The following is a 14,177-nucleotide window of genomic DNA, read 5'->3' as shown; positions in this document are numbered from 1 at the left end:
GCCCCCTTTCGTGGATACCTTACCGTCAGGATTCCTTCACCTTTTTGACAATATCGGCCACCCACTGCGTATGCTTTTGCGCATACAGCCGCTCGAGGCGGGCCGTCTGTTCGGCATAGTATTCCTCGCGCTTGCGCCATTTCTGCTCGAGCAGCGTCTGTTCGGTCTCGGCGTTGATTTGGATGCGGCGGCGGGCGCGATCCAGGTATTCCTCTTTGAGCGCCTCGGCCCGCTTGACGAGCTCCTTCTCCGATTCCAGCTTTTCCCGCCGGGCGGCCTCGGTGATTTCCTGCGCCTTGCGATCCATATCGATGATGCGCTTGATCATTTCTTCCATGAACGCCTCACGCCTTTCTGTCTATCGGCGCCGGGAAAATTTTCCGGATATGCCGACGTAATTTCGGGGGAGAATGACCTTTTGTCATTCTCCCCCGAACGTATGCTGTTTCATACAAATAGGATGGCCTTGGATTTCAGTATATACCTGTAAAAATAAAATTACAATGTTCAAATTGGCGAAATGTCACGGAATTTCGTGTGTGGTTTCGTCAATTTTTCAGGCTCTGCATGGGGGCTGGAATCCGGCCGCCCCGGCCGATAAACCGGGCGGGCGAGTAGGTGTTCAGCGGCATCACCGGGCCGCCGCCCAGCAGGCCGCCGAAGCTCAGTTCCTCCCCTACCGTCTTGCCGATGGCGGGTATCAGGCGCACCGCCGTGGTCTTGGAGTTGACCATGCCGATGGCGGCTTCGTCCGCGATGATGGCGGAAATCACCTCCGCCGGCGTGTCGCCGGGGACGTTGATCATGTCCAGCCCCACCGAGCAGACCGCGGTCATGGCCTCCAGCTTCTCCAGCCGCAGGCAGCCGCAGCGGGCGGCGTTTATCATCCCCGCGTCCTCGGTGACCGGGATGAAGGCGCCGGACAGGCCGCCCACATGGGAGGACGCCATGACCCCGCCCTTTTTCACCGCGTCGTTGAGCAGGGCCAGGGCCGCGGTGGTGCCGTGGGCGCCGCAGCATTCCAGCCCCATTTCCTCCAGGATGTGGGCCACCGAGTCGCCCACCGCCGGGGTGGGCGCCAGAGACAAGTCCACGATGCCGAAGGGTACGCCCAGCCGTTTGGACGCCTCCCGGGCCACCAGCTGGCCCATGCGGGTGATTTTGAAAGCGGTCTTCTTGATGAGATCCGCCACCGCCGTCAGGTCGCAGTCCCCGGCCTTAGCCAGGGCCGCCCGCACCACGCCGGGGCCGGAAACCCCCACGTTGATGACGCAGTCGGGCTCGCCCGCGCCGTGGAACGCCCCCGCCATAAACGGGTTGTCCTCCGGCGCGTTGCAGAATACCACCAGCTTGGCGCAGCCGATGCAGTCCCGGCCGGCGGTGCGTTCCGCCGTCTCGCGGACCACCCGGCCCATCATAGCCACCGCGTCCATGTTGATGCCGGCCTTGGTGGAGCCGATGTTTATCGAAGAACAGACGTGATCGGTGACGGCCAGCGCCTCAGGGATGCTGGCAATGAGCTCCTTGTCCCCGGGAGAAAAGCCCTTCTGCACCAAGGCGGAGAAGCCGCCGATGAAGTTTACCCCGCAGGTGCGGGCCGCTTTCTCCAGGGTGACGGCCATCTTCACCGGAGCCTTGTCCTCGCAGGCGGCCAAGATCATGGCGATGGGAGTGACGGAGATCCGCTTGTTGATAATCGGGATCCCCAGCTCCTTTTCAATCTGCTCGCCGGTTTTCACCAGGTCCTTGGCGTACCGGGTGATTTTGTCGTAGATTTTCCCGCAGGCCTTCTCGAGACTGCTGTCGCAGCAGTCCAGTAGGGAGATACCCATGGTGATGGTGCGTACGTCCAGGTTTTCCTCCTGAATCATGGTGATGGTTTCCAGTATATCGTGGGCGTTGAGCATAGTGTTCCCGTGCCTTTCCTGGCGGGGGTGTCCCCCGCCCCAAAATTCCAGTGGGTTTCGCCGTTAGATGGTGTGCATAGCGTTGAAAATATCTTCATGCATGGCATGGACGGAAAGGCCCATTTCCTTGCCGATAGCGGTCAGCTCGTCCGCGAACTGGGTGAAGGGGATATCGCTTTTCGAAATGTCCACCATCATGATCATGGCGAACATATCCTGCAAAATGGACTGGGTAACCTCCAGGACATTGATGCCGTGCCCGGCGCATTGGGCGGAAACCCGGGCGAGAATCCCCACCATGTCCTTGCCGATGACTGTTATCACTGCGCGCATACTCTGCTCCATTCTCCGCCGGATCCGCCCCGCGGCCCGGCAGTGCTGTTTTCATTCGTCCTATTCTACCATATTTCAACCGGAAAAGAAAGAGCCAATAAAAAGCGGCCGCCGAACTGGTCAAGTCCGGCGGCCGCCTCGCGTTCGGCCCTATTGCAGCACAATCAGCAGCTCCCGGCTGCAGGAGAGGAACTTGGCGCCGCGGTAGACCCCCGCGGCCCGGCTAATGGCCGACCAGTTTTGGCGAAGGCTGTCCGCGAAGGCGTCGAAATCCCCCTCCACCCACAGCCGGGCGATCCCGTCGCCCCTGTCGGCGGCCTTTACCAACGCGGCCACGGCATCCACCTGGAACGCCCGCTGTACCAGGCGGTTTTTATGGTAGTAATTCAGCGCCGTGGCGGTGCAGTCCGGCAGGGGATAGTTCTCGGCATCCATGGTGTGATCCTCCCGGATTTGGGCGGTGGTGACGTTGAAATAGCCGTAAAACACCGGCTTGTCGGCCTCGCGGATGCCGTTATAGACCGGATCGTCCCAGGTGATGTCCACATGGTAATACGCGCCGTCCAGCTGCACCAGATTCCAGGCGTGCCCCTCCCCCTGGCTCTGACCAGTGACAAACAGGCAGGGCACCCCCGCCTGGTATAATAGGTACTGGAAGGCTTTGGAGTATCCGTCGCACACCGCCAGCCGGTTCACCAGCACCCCGTAGAGATTGTGAATCTGGGGCTGACTCTGCGATTCGTCGTAAGCGGTCTGTTCGACCAGCCTGTCGTGGATGGCCAGTTCCCGCTCATAGGGGCTCATATCCCCGGTAATCCCCTCCAGCAGCTTCGCGGCCGCGGCGTTCACCGCCGCCTTGGCGGCGGGCAGCTCAGCGGCGCTGAAGGTGTAGGCAGGGATGATGTCCACGATTTTATCGCCGTCCGTATAGTGGTAGCGGTACGACGCGTCCAGCCAGAAAACCTGGGGGAAATCCGCGCGGACATACGCGTACGCCCGCTGCATCTCGTCCAGGCTCAGCTTCAGATCCGCCAGATACACGGCTCCCTCCCGCCGCTCGCTGACGGCGGCGGCCAGCCGCCGATAGGCGGTCAGCAGCCGGGCGTTCCCGCTCAGCTGCCGTGCGCCGTAATAATCCGCCGTGTCCAGCGGCGACAGGGCCCGGCTCAGCGGCTCGTCGGCCGGCACCTGGGTGGGGGGCGCCGTGACGGGGGCGGTGCCCTCCGTCACCCGCTCCCCCGTCGGCCGGGTCGTGGAGGTGGCGACGTGCCTTTTTTTCGTTGTGGGGGCCGCCGTGGCGGCGGTGACGTTCTGGGAGGGGAGCGTCGACGAGAAGGCTGCGGCAGGGCCGTCGGCCGACGAGACCGTCGTGGTTTCCATAGGCAGGGAGAGCGTCTCACGCGTCCCGTCTTCCGTCCGAAGGCCGGAGGAATCCGCCGTCGACGGCGGTTCGGCCGCTTGGCAGGCGGAAAGGGCCAACAGGCCGGACAGGCAAAGGGCCAGCCAGCCGGATGGCCGGGCAAACGCGCTTTTTTTCATCGACAGCGCCCCATTTCTAAAAGCCTTTTTCTTCATTTTACTACAAAACAGCGATCTTGTCACCGATCCCTTCAATTTTCCCCCGGAATATGCTATGATGCAAGGGCAAAGGAGTGGTTTCCATGACATGGGTGGATTTTCATATGCATACCGACGCGTCGGAGGACAGCGACGCGCCTCTGCGCTCCATGTGCGACGCGGCGGTTGCCAAGGGGCTGTGTGCCGTCGCCGTCACCGATCACCTGGAGATGGTGGACTACGAGGACTATGTCGGCACGCTGGTCAAATCGTGGCGCGACAGCGGCGAGGCCGTGCCCGCGTACGCCGGCCGGCTGCGGATCGCCCGGGGGATCGAGCTCGGCGAGCCGCTGGCCGACCTGAAGCGGACCGAGGCCATCCTGGACGCCTACGATTTCGACTTTGTTTTAGGTTCCCAGCACAAGCTCAACAGCCTGGACAGGGAAACCAACATCGATTATTACTTCTACGACTACACCGGCAAGGACGTCGGGCTGGTGATGGACGAGTATTTCGACGCGGTGCTGGAGCTGGTCAACTGGGGGCGGTTCCACGCGCTGGCCCATCTGACCTACCCGTTCCGGTACATCCCAGAGGAGAAGCGGCCCGCCGATTTCAGCCGGTGGCAGGACCGGATCGACGCGATCCTGCGGCAGCTGGCCGTCAAGGGGCTGGCGCTGGAGATCAACACCTCCGGCCTGCGGCAGCCGGGCGGTACCACCCATCCGCCCCTGTCCCTGGTGCGCCGGTTCCGCCAGCTGGGCGGCGAGTTCATCACCATCGGCGCGGACGCCCATCGGCCGGAGGATGTGGGCACCGGCCTTGAACAGGCGGCCGCCCTGGCCCGGGAAGCGGGCTTCACCCACCAGGCCGTGTTCTTCGGTGGAAAAATGGAATTGCTGCCGCTGGAATAACCGGCAAAGCCGCCGCGCAGAAGCCTGCGCGGCGGCTCTTTTTATAGAGTATACAGCTTGGCGGCGCCCTTGGTCATGAGATTCCGGTAGAGGAGGGCGCTGGCGGCGAGAAACGCGAGGGTGACGCCGGTCATGGTCCACACCGGGGGAAGGAATGCCTGCAGCCCGAAGGTCAGGCCGGCGGCCACCCCCACCAGACCCATGCCGCCCAAGACGGCAATCATGGTGGCCTGGCTCTGCTTGATGACCTCCGTTTCAGTTTTCCAGGTGAAATGAGGATAGGCGAGATTGACGCGCAGGCCGAACAGCGGGGTGAACACGGCGGCGGCCAGAGGCAGGGCGAACAGCAGCAGAAGATCCGGCAGGCCGGGGCGCGTGGCGACGGCCAGCAGGGCGGCGCAGACCGCTGTCAGCGGCACGGTGACAAGCATCCCCAGCAGCAGCTTGCTGCGAAAAATATCCTTCGCGGTCACCGGCAGGGCCTTGAGCGCCTGGAAGTGATCCCCCTCCAGGGAAATGGCGCTGGCGGCCGTGTTGGACATAACGATGAAGAAGCAGAGCAGCAGCGGCAGGGCCAGCCCGATCCCGTCCCGCAGGTCGGGGATTTGAAGCGCGCTTTCCAGCCCGTCCATCCCCACGACCAGCAGGGCCACCGACGCGACGAGCAGCAGCAGCATGCCGATGGCGGTGTTCATAACATACAGGGGCGAGGCCATATACCGCCGCCATTCCTTACGGAACAGGGCGGCCAAAGGGGTGGCGGTCTTCATGGCCCGTAACCGGTAGCCGGAGGAGGCGCGCCCGGCGGTGAGCCGGGAATTCCACCGGCGGAACCGCCAAGCGGTCAGGGCACAGAAGCCGGCGAACAGGGCCGCCGACACGGCCAGGAAAAGGGCGAGGGCCCCCACGTCCCCCCGGCAGACCGCCCGCACGAACAAAGGGGCCAGGACATACGCCCGGCCCACGGCGTCCATGACGGCCTGGCCGATGTCGGCGAAGTTTTCCACCAGCGTCTGGGCCATGGTGGAGGCGACCACCACCCCGCACACCAGCGCCAAGGACACCAGCAGATTGACCAGGCTGGAACGCTTGAAGCGGGAGGAAACCAGAGCGAGGAAGGTGCCGATCACCGCGGCCACGATCAGAGGCACCAGTGGAATGGCCAGCAGCGCCAGGAGGAAATACAGGGTATAAAACCAGGGCGGCGCGGCGAACACCGCGTACACCACCCAGGCGGGCACCATCGTCAGCAGGGTGAACGCCAGATTCACGCCGTACAGCATCAGCAGGCGGCTGGCCACCAGGCTGCCCGTGCGCACAGGCAGGGACATCAGAAGATCGTAATCCTTAAAGGCGAAGAGCAGACCGGGGGCCTTGTAGACGGTGGTCACCAGGGACAGGACGGAGGCCACGGCCATCATCAGGCCGGGCACCAGATCGAGCAGGCCGGCAGGCTCCAGCACGAAAGCCATGCCGACGCTGTACAGCGTCATCATCCCCACGAGCAGCAGGGCGACCGCGCCCATCATGACCAGGAAGCCGGTCAGCTTGCGCTTTTCGCCGGGATCGCCGGTATGCCGGATCTTATTGAACCCGAACAGGGCCAGCAGCTGATTCTTCAGCAGCAAACGCACTTCATTCATCATCGGTCAACTCCAGGAATACGTCCTCCAGGCTCTGACTGCCCTTGACGGAGGCGGTTTCGCCGCAGGCGATGAGCCGGCCGTCCTTGATGATGGCGATCTTATTGCACAGCTTTTCCGCCACCTCCAGGACGTGGGTGCTGAAAAAGATGGCGCTCCCCTGCCCGCACAGCTCATGCATGATTTCCTTGAGGGTATGGGAGGCCTTGGGGTCGAGGCCCACGAAGGGTTCGTCCAGCACCAGCAGACGGGGCGTATGGATGAGGGCGCCGATGAGGGCCAGCTTCTGCTTCATGCCGTGGGAATAGGAGGAAATGAGGCCGCCCAGGCTGCCGGTCAGCTCAAAGCGGCCGGCGTAATCGGCGACGCGGGCCTCCCGCTCGGCCTTCCCCACCCGGAAAACGTCGCCGATGAAATTCAGATACTGGATGCCGGTGAGATGCTCGTACAAATCGGGGTTGTCGGGGATGTAGGCGGTGACGCTTTTGCAGGCCACCGGGTCGCTCTTCACCGAATGGCCGTCTATTAAAATCTCGCCCTCGGTGAAATCCAGCACCCCGACCACGGCGCGGATGGTGGTGGTTTTGCCGGCGCCGTTATGGCCGATGAAGCCGAAAATATCGCCGGCCTCCACTGTCAGGGACAAATCGTCCACGGCTCGGCGGCCGCCCTTGTATGTCTTGGAAAAATGAGAAATTGTCAGCATAGGATCGATCCTTTCCAGAGCGGCGCGCCGCTCTACTTCTCCCACCGGCCGGGGCGCATGTCCGCCGGCGTCAGGATGGTGGTCAGCCGCCGCTGCCTGCGTCCCTCCCCGGGCGGGAGCACGGCGGCCTCCATTACCAGGGCGCTCAGCTTTTCACCGAAGGCCCGCCATTCCGCGTCGTTCATAAAGAGGGTGGCGGCGGACACGCCCAGGCCGTCGCGGGCGGGATCCGCCTCATCCTCCGCCAGATACCGCTCCACCTCCCCGATGAGGCTTATCAGCAGGGCGGGCAGCATCCGGCGCAGCTCCTCCTTCGTCGGCGGGCCCTGGGCGGGCTTGCCCAGCTTCTCGTCCGCCGGATTATCCGTCAGGGCGTAGGTGCGTTCCACCGTCCCCCGCACCCGGGTTTCCTCCACCACCGTGAGATACCCCAGCTCCGTCAGGGTGCGCAGATGGCGGTAGAGACTGGCGCGCGGAATGTCGGGCAGGGCGGCGGCCAGCTCCTGCACGGTGGCGGTGCCCAGAAGGGCCAGCCGCTGCACCAGGCGCAGGCGCACCGGATGCATCAGGACGCTGTGCGCAAAGTCGGCCAACGTCATCTCACCTCCAAGATTATTATCAATTTTGATAATAATCCAAAATTCGAGACTTGTCAAGACAAAGAATGACAGGATTGTTATTAAATTGTAACCATAATCGCCTGTTTTCCGGTAGGCGGCGTGGTATAGTGGGGGGAGAATACAGAGGGGATTCGTTTGAAAGAAAGACACCCGCCTTTCGTTCAAACGGGTTTTGTGGAAGGGAATGAATCATGATCATGAAAACGCCGGCCTGACCCAGCAGCAGCTCAAGAACATCTACGCCGGCAAAATCACCAGCTGGAAGGCGGTGGGCGGCGCGGATCGCCCCATCATCGCCTTCCAGCGCAACGCGGATTCGGGCAGCCATACGCGCCGGGAGAACGCGTGGGGCGCATATAAATCCGCCGTTCCCCGGAAGTCCCGGGGAACGGCGGATTTATATCTGTTTTTTGATCCGATCGAGGGCACCCTTTTCCAGGCGGCTGACCTGGGCCTGGCTGATGCCGATTTCGCTGGATACCTCGATTTGGGTCATGCCCTTGAAAAAGCGGAGATTGAGGATGCGCTTCTCACGGTCGCTCAGGTTCCGGATGGCTTCCTTCAGGGCGATTTCATCCAGCCAGTTGCGATCGTCGTTGTGATCCCCCACCTGATCCATCACATAGATGGTGTCGCCCCCGTCGGAATAGACCGGCTCGTACAGGCTGACCGGCTCCACGATGGATTCCAGGGCCAGCACCACATCCTCCTTGGGCATATCCAGCTCCTTGGCGATCTCCTCCACGGTGGGATCACGGAGCTTTTCGTTGGTGAGCCGCTCCTTGACCTGCATGGCCTTATAGGCGGTGTCCCGCATGGATCGGCTGATGCGGATGCTGTTGTTGTCCCGCAGGTAGCGGCGGATTTCGCCGATGATCATGGGCACCGCATAGGTGGAAAACCGGACGTTCAGGGTGACGTCGAAGTTATCGATGGCCTTGATGAGGCCGATGCACCCCACCTGGAACAGATCGTCCAGGTTCTCGCCCCGTTGGGTGAAGCGCTGAATGACGCTGAGCACCAGCCTCAGATTGCCGTTGACCAGATCCTCCCTGGCCGACGCGTCCCCCTCATGCATCCGCCTGAGCAGCTGCATCTTCTCGCTCTCGGTGAGCACCTTCAAAGTCGCGGTATTCACCCCGCAGATTTCGACCTTGTTGTACATCGGGACACGTCCTCTCTGCAAATGGCGTGGCCCGTGAAAGGGCCCTGCTTCCAGTATTGCCAGATGCAGGGAGAACATGCAGGAGGGTGAAAAAACCTCGCTGGAAAAAAACGGCGCGAACGGAAAATCAGCCCGCCCGCTCGATGTCTTTTTTCAGGCGCTTGATGATCTTTTTTTCCAGGCGGGAGATGTAGGACTGAGAAATCCCCAGCAGATCCGCCACCTCCTTCTGGGTATGCTCCTGGTTGCCGCTCAGGCCGAAGCGCAGCTCCATTATCAGCTGTTCCCGTTCGGACAGGCGGCGTACGCACTCGAGCAGCAGGTTTTTTTCCGCCTCCTGCTCGATGTTGCGGTTGACGATGTCGGGATCGCTGCCCAGGATGTCGGACAGGAGCAGCTCGTTGCCGTCCCAGTCCACGTTGAGGGGCTCGTCGATGGACAGTTCGTTGCGCAGCTGTGTGTTTTTGCGCAGGTGCATGAGGATTTCATTCTCGATGCAGCGGGAGGAATAGGTGGCCAGCTTGATGTTGCGGGAGGGGCAGAAGGTGTTGACCGCCTTGATAAGGCCAATGGTGCCGATGGAGATGAGATCCTCGATGCCCACACCGGAATTCTCGAACTTCCGGGCGATATAGACCACGAGACGCAGGTTGTGCGTAATCAGCATATCCCGGGCGTCCGGATCCCCCTCCTCCATCCGGCGGAAGACGTCCGCTTCCTCGGCGGGGGTCAGGGGCGGCGGCAGCGTGTCCGCACCGTTGATATAGTGGACGTCCTCCCCCGCACGGCGCAGCAGCCGCCGCCAGAGGCGGGATAAAAAGCTCTCCAGCCGCGGCAGCAGGCCGGCGGGCAGAGGCACTTCCTCGCGTTTGACTGTGATCATGGTTCGATTTCCCCCTTAGAGCAATTAGCGAATAAACTGGCACAAGTTCGGCGGTAAAAATGGCGTGAAGACGTCGTTGTCGTCCTTGGCGGGCGCCAGCCCGCCGGCGTCCTCCGCCTTGCCCCACATCATTTTTCCTCGCCTCCTTTTATGCCATTCCACCCGCCAATTGCTCTAGATGAACGCCCGGCGACGGGCGGAAAGCTCGCGGATTTCGCCGGCGGCGCGTCGAACAGGCCGGCGATGTCGGTGCCCACCAGCGCGTCGTAGTCCCCCCGGCCCAGTTCCTCGCAGACGGCCACATAGGCACCAGTGGCGTCCCGGTTCGCGCCGTTTTCCGCCACCACGGTCAGCTGCTCCGGGCGGAAGGCGGGCAGCAACCCGTCGCCCCCCACCGAGCGGAAGGGTACCAGCCGTAAACGGCTGCGCACCGCGGCGGCCGCGCCGCCGTTTCCAGCCCCGGCCTCGCCGGAGACGAAGGCGGCCGGATCCCGGAGTGCCTCCCGCACCTCGGCGGGCAGGACGCTCTCCAGCGCGGCGCGGCGGACCACCGCCACCGGGCTGCCGGAAAACAGTTCGGTCAGGCTGTTGCCGCTGTCGTACAGGGCGCGCACCGCCGCCGTCCGCCCGCCGCAGGTCACCAGCAGGCGGTAATCCCGGCCCAAAGGCGCCTTTTTGCGGGTAAACCGGTCGTACAGGCACAGGGCGCCGTAGCTCACCACGGTCAGCAGCACGAGGGTCAGCGGAGAGACGTCGTAATACACCACGCCGCCCACCACGTAAAAGCCCTGGGGCGCGGCGAAGAAGTACAACGCGCCGGCCATGCCGGCAAACAGCGTGGAGATGACGAAAAAGACCACCACGGCTTTTATGTACAGCAGCCGGCCCCGCCAGGGAAAGGCCACCAGTAGAATGACGCAGGCCGCCGCCAGCTTGACCGCCGTGGCGGCGGCCGTGGGCAGGTCGGGCAGGAAGATCAGGCAGGAGGTCGCGGCCCCCAGCAGAGCGCCCAGCACCATCCGCCAGCGGCGGCGGGGCAGGCGCAGGATGCGGGCCGTGGCCAGCAGAAGGATGAAATCGATCCACAGGTTCAGCGCCAGCAGCACATCAATGTAAATGACCGGCATCCGCCTCGTCCCTTTCGTATACAAACGCCCGTCCCAAGGTCACGCGGACATCCGGGCTTGTATATCCATTATATCGTCAGGCGGGGGGAAATTATGCCGAATGAGGAGAGGCGGCGGCGTTTTTTTATGAAAAGGCTGTCGAATTCTTCCTGCCCGGGCGCCGGGATTCGCCGGAATTCGCGGAAAAGCGCGCGGCCGGTTGGCTTTTTCGCGCAAATGTGCTATACTGGCAGCGCGCGGCCAGGCGGCCGAACTTTACACAACAAGGACGGGACACACCATGAATCTGCACATCAAGCAAGCGGTTCTCCATGTGCTTGACACCAGCATCGACACGCCGGTTCTCTCCGACGCCTGCCTGGAACTGAGCGCGGACGTATACGAGTTTCTGAGCCAGCACGTGGAACGGGCCGCGGCCAGCGACGAGCGGAAGGCCTGCGAATTCCAAGAGGGATCGCCCTTCCTGACCTATCCCCTGCACGATCTGGAGCAGTTCCTGCCCACCACCCGGGAAATCGCCCTGCGGCTGTTTCAATACATGCGGATTTATCCGGACATCCCGGCGGCCGACGTGCTGATGATGCAGGCGGAGATCGATGAGCAGCCGCATTTTGTGCTGCTCAAGCTGAATTACAAGGAATCCTACATCCATTTTCTGCAAAACGGCGAGGAGGAAAAGCGCACCTCCATCGTGCGGCAGCGCACGGTGCTGCCGGCGCCGGGGGGCAAGGGCGGCGAGACGTTCCTGCTGAACATGGCCACCGGCGGCGTGCAGGTCATCGAGAAAAAGTTCGATATTGACGGGAAAAAGGATTTCTACTTTTCCTCCCGGTTCCTGGAATGCGCCGCCGCCCTGTCGGAAAAGCAGAAATTCCAGGAAATCAAAAAGGCGGCGGAGAGCGTCAACGAGCTGTTTGGCGGGGGCGACAAGCTGGACAAAAAGGCGGAGACCCGGGTGGCGGCGGTGCTCTGCGACTACATGGGGGACGCGCAGGAGGCCCGGGTGGAAAGCCTGTGCGAGGAGCTGTACAGCGACAACCCCGCCGCCAAGGAGGAGTTCACCCGGATCCTCCGGGAGAAGCACGTGGAGCCGCAAGACACGGTGCAGGTGGCCCCCGCCACCGTCCGCCGGATGGAAAAGCAGTCCATCCGCACGCCCGACGGGGTGGAGATCAAAATCCCCATCAGCCTGTACGAGAGCGGCGACGCGGTGGAATTCATCAACAACCCGGACGGCACCATTTCCCTGCTGATAAAGAACATCGAGCTGTGAAAAACAGCTTGGGTTTGTCTGCCGATAAATAAGCGAAGCCGCTTCCACCAACGGGAAGCGGCTTCGCTTATTTATCGCATGTTTGGCTTACATCGCGCTGCGGGCGTGAAGGATCCAGCGGGCGCGATCCAGGGGATCCACGCCCCGGCGGGGCGTATCCTCCCCGCAGCCCGGCGGGCACTCGCGGTATCCGGCAAACCGGGAGGAATAGCTGCCCTTGCCGGAGGTCAGGGAGCGGAAGGTCACCGGATAGTCCAGGGAGGTGGCCACCGGCAGGACGGCCTCCAGGGTGAAGGTATCCCGGGTGACGACAGGGGAATCGAATTCCCCCCGCATGGCGAGGATATCCCCGATTACCCGGCCGAGATGCGCTTCCCCAGCCGTCAGGCGCACCTGCACCAAGGGTTCCAGCAGACGGGATCCGCAGGCGGTCAGGGCGCGGAGGAAGGCCACCGGCGTGGCGACGAAAAAGTCCAGCGGATGGGTATGGATCGGGTGATGCTCTCCGGCCGTCAGGGTGATTGCCGCATCGGTGACCTCCCAGCCGTGAATCCCCTGCGCGAGGGTTTCCCGGACGCTGGTTTCCACATGATGCTGGTACCGGTAAGGCAGCTCTTTTTCCTTGATGACCGAGCGATAGACGATGCCGCTCCCTCGGGGAAGGGGCTCCATCCGCAGAGTCAGGCAGGCCCAGCAGGGCTTGGGCATGGTGTACCGCTCGCTTCCCTCGCCGGGGGCAGCGGGGGTTTCCTTGTAAATCACGCTGGGGGCGGAAAAATTGGTGTGGAGGCGGTAGCGGCCGGCCAGCCGCTCACTGAGGATTTCCAGCTGGATTTTGCCGGTGATCCGCAGATAGATCTCCCGCTTCTCGCGGTTCCATTCCAGGCCGAGAAGGGGATCCTCCTCGCTAAGCTCCCGCAGGGCGTCCAGCAGGGGGGACAGCTCCTCCTCGCAGGAGGGAAACGCCCGCACCAGCAGCAGGGGCACCGCCAGGCGGCCGGGCCGCCGCCGTTCCTGCGCGCCGAGGATATCCCCCGCGCGGATGGAGGGCAGGCCGTACAGCGCGCCGATCTCCCCGCCGCGCAGCACGCCGGCGTCGGTGGCGCGGCTGCCGGAAATCCGCCGGATCTGGGTGATTTTCTCCATCTCCGAACGGCCCAGCACCGGCACGGCGTCCCGATTGCGAAGCTGGCCGCCGAAAAGACGGACGTGTGCGGCCTTGCCCATGACGGGATCGTGCTCGATGGCGAACACCACACCGGACAGGGGCGTATTCTCCCGGGTGTCGGCCGGAGGCAGAAAGCGGACGATGCCGTCCATCAGCTCCCGCATCCCCACCCCCAGCTTGGCCGAGGCCAGCAGAACAGGTGTGAGCTTCCCCGCCCGGGCGGCCCGGGTCAGGGCTTTCTCCAGCGTCTCGTCGTCCACCGGGCGGCCCTCCAGATAGGCGTCCTCCAGAGCGGGATCCGCTTCGGCCGCGGCCAGCAGCGCCTCCTCCCGGAAAACAGGATCGGCAAATGGGCGGGGCAGGACGGCGCAGGCGGCATCCCCCTCCCCCTCCGCCCGCTGCACGGGCAGGCAGGCGGCGGTCAGCTCCCGGCCGATTTGATCGAGCACATCGGCAACGCGGCTGCCCGCCCGGTCGATTTTATTGATCACCAGCAGGACGGGGAGATCCATGCGGCGCAGGGCTTCCCACAGCAGGAGGGTGTGGGCCTGCACCCCCTCCACGGCGGAGAGCACCAGAACCGCGCCGTCCAGCGCGGCCAGGCTGCGCTCCACCTCCCCCGCGAAGTCCACGTGGCCGGGCGTGTCGATGAGCTGGACGACGCCTCCGCCGTATTCCAGCCGGGCGCAGGCGGTTTTCACTGAAATGCCTCGCCGCTTTTCCACCTCCAGCCAGTCGGTCTGTGCGGTGCCCTCGTCCACGTTGCCCGGCTGCCGCACGGCGCCGCACAGATACAGCAACTGTTCGGTCAGGGTGGTTTTGCCCGCGTCCACGTGGGCGAGAATCCCGATATTGCGGATATCCAGCACGGCGCGTCCCTC

At 63.3% G+C, this 14,177-nt stretch carries 13 protein-coding genes and 1 pseudogene; 3 read left to right on the top strand and 11 right to left on the bottom strand.

Annotation, left to right across the window (positions count from 1 at the left end; genetic code table 11):
- Positions 1–25: 25 nt before the first annotated feature.
- The 4 genes from ACSAMM_RS02675 to ACSAMM_RS02660 form a co-directional block, all read right to left on the bottom strand.
- On the bottom strand, positions 26–337 hold the full coding sequence (locus tag ACSAMM_RS02675) for a hypothetical protein (protein ID WP_178726003.1): 312 nt from the start codon (positions 335–337) through the stop codon (positions 26–28).
- 211 nt (positions 338–548) lie between these two features.
- The gene (locus ACSAMM_RS02670; RefSeq protein ID WP_457789567.1) at positions 549–1,907 is read right to left on the bottom strand and encodes a DUF711 family protein; all 1,359 of its coding nucleotides are present in this window, start codon (positions 1,905–1,907) and stop codon (positions 549–551) included.
- Positions 1,908–1,970: 63 nt separating this feature from the next.
- A complete protein-coding gene (locus ACSAMM_RS02665; protein ID WP_178725999.1) occupies positions 1,971–2,240 on the bottom strand; it encodes an ACT domain-containing protein in 270 nt (89 codons plus the stop codon).
- Between the two features lie 150 nt (positions 2,241–2,390).
- Positions 2,391–3,779 carry a transglutaminase domain-containing protein gene (locus tag ACSAMM_RS02660; RefSeq protein WP_457789565.1) on the bottom strand — a complete coding sequence of 463 codons (1,389 nt, stop codon included), beginning with the start codon at positions 3,777–3,779 and terminating at the stop codon, positions 2,391–2,393.
- 122 nt (positions 3,780–3,901) lie between these two features.
- Here ACSAMM_RS02660 and ACSAMM_RS02655 point away from each other — a divergent pair, with 122 nt between their 5' ends.
- Positions 3,902–4,711 (top strand): histidinol-phosphatase HisJ family protein, encoded by an 810-nt coding sequence (locus ACSAMM_RS02655; RefSeq protein ID WP_178725995.1) that lies wholly within the window; start codon positions 3,902–3,904, stop codon positions 4,709–4,711.
- 41 nt (positions 4,712–4,752) lie between these two features.
- Here the strand turns inward: ACSAMM_RS02655 and ACSAMM_RS02650 are convergent, their stop codons facing one another.
- Genes ACSAMM_RS02650 through ACSAMM_RS02640 form a run of 3 tightly spaced genes read right to left on the bottom strand, consistent with a single transcriptional unit; the run spans position 4,753 to position 7,653 of the window.
- On the bottom strand, positions 4,753–6,357 hold the full coding sequence (locus tag ACSAMM_RS02650; RefSeq protein ID WP_457789563.1) for a hypothetical protein: 1,605 nt from the start codon (positions 6,355–6,357) through the stop codon (positions 4,753–4,755).
- On the bottom strand, positions 6,347–7,060 hold the full coding sequence (locus ACSAMM_RS02645) for an ABC transporter ATP-binding protein (protein WP_457789561.1): 714 nt from the start codon (positions 7,058–7,060) through the stop codon (positions 6,347–6,349). Before ACSAMM_RS02645 ends, ACSAMM_RS02650 begins: the two co-directional genes overlap by 11 nt.
- Positions 7,061–7,092: 32 nt before the next feature.
- A complete protein-coding gene (locus ACSAMM_RS02640; protein WP_457789559.1) occupies positions 7,093–7,653 on the bottom strand; it encodes a helix-turn-helix domain-containing protein in 561 nt (186 codons plus the stop codon).
- A gap of 211 nt (positions 7,654–7,864) precedes the next feature.
- Between ACSAMM_RS02640 and ACSAMM_RS02635 the strand changes: the two are divergent.
- Positions 7,865–7,978: pseudogene (locus ACSAMM_RS02635) on the top strand (substrate-binding domain-containing protein); the annotation flags it as partial.
- Positions 7,979–8,077: 99 nt separating this feature from the next.
- Here the strand turns inward: ACSAMM_RS02635 and sigG are convergent.
- The 3 genes from sigG to ACSAMM_RS02620 all read right to left on the bottom strand — a co-directional run bounded on the left by sigG (position 8,078) and on the right by ACSAMM_RS02620 (position 10,855).
- Entirely contained in the window at positions 8,078–8,845 is a 768-nt protein-coding gene (sigG, locus tag ACSAMM_RS02630) for an RNA polymerase sporulation sigma factor SigG (RefSeq protein ID WP_178725988.1), read from the bottom strand.
- Between the two features lie 127 nt (positions 8,846–8,972).
- Positions 8,973–9,728, bottom strand: coding sequence for an RNA polymerase sporulation sigma factor SigE (gene sigE / locus ACSAMM_RS02625; RefSeq protein WP_178725986.1), 756 nt, complete (start codon positions 9,726–9,728; stop codon positions 8,973–8,975).
- A gap of 128 nt (positions 9,729–9,856) precedes the next feature.
- A complete protein-coding gene (locus ACSAMM_RS02620; protein ID WP_457789557.1) occupies positions 9,857–10,855 on the bottom strand; it encodes a sigma-E processing peptidase SpoIIGA in 999 nt (332 codons plus the stop codon).
- A 280-nt stretch (positions 10,856–11,135) separates the two neighbouring features.
- Here ACSAMM_RS02620 and ACSAMM_RS02615 point away from each other — a divergent pair, with 280 nt between their 5' ends.
- On the top strand, positions 11,136–12,128 hold the full coding sequence (locus ACSAMM_RS02615) for a nucleoid-associated protein (protein WP_457789555.1): 993 nt from the start codon (positions 11,136–11,138) through the stop codon (positions 12,126–12,128).
- An 87-nt stretch (positions 12,129–12,215) separates the two neighbouring features.
- On the opposite strand, the gene ACSAMM_RS02610 is transcribed toward ACSAMM_RS02615, so the two are convergent.
- Positions 12,216–14,165: a GTP-binding protein gene (locus tag ACSAMM_RS02610; RefSeq protein ID WP_457789553.1), complete on the bottom strand. Its 1,950-nt coding sequence runs from the start codon at positions 14,163–14,165 to the stop codon at positions 12,216–12,218.
- Positions 14,166–14,177: the final 12 nt, after the last annotated feature.

Source organism: Anaeromassilibacillus sp. SJQ-5, from assembly GCF_054108045.1.
This window is presented reverse-complemented; position numbering and strand designations above follow the sequence as displayed.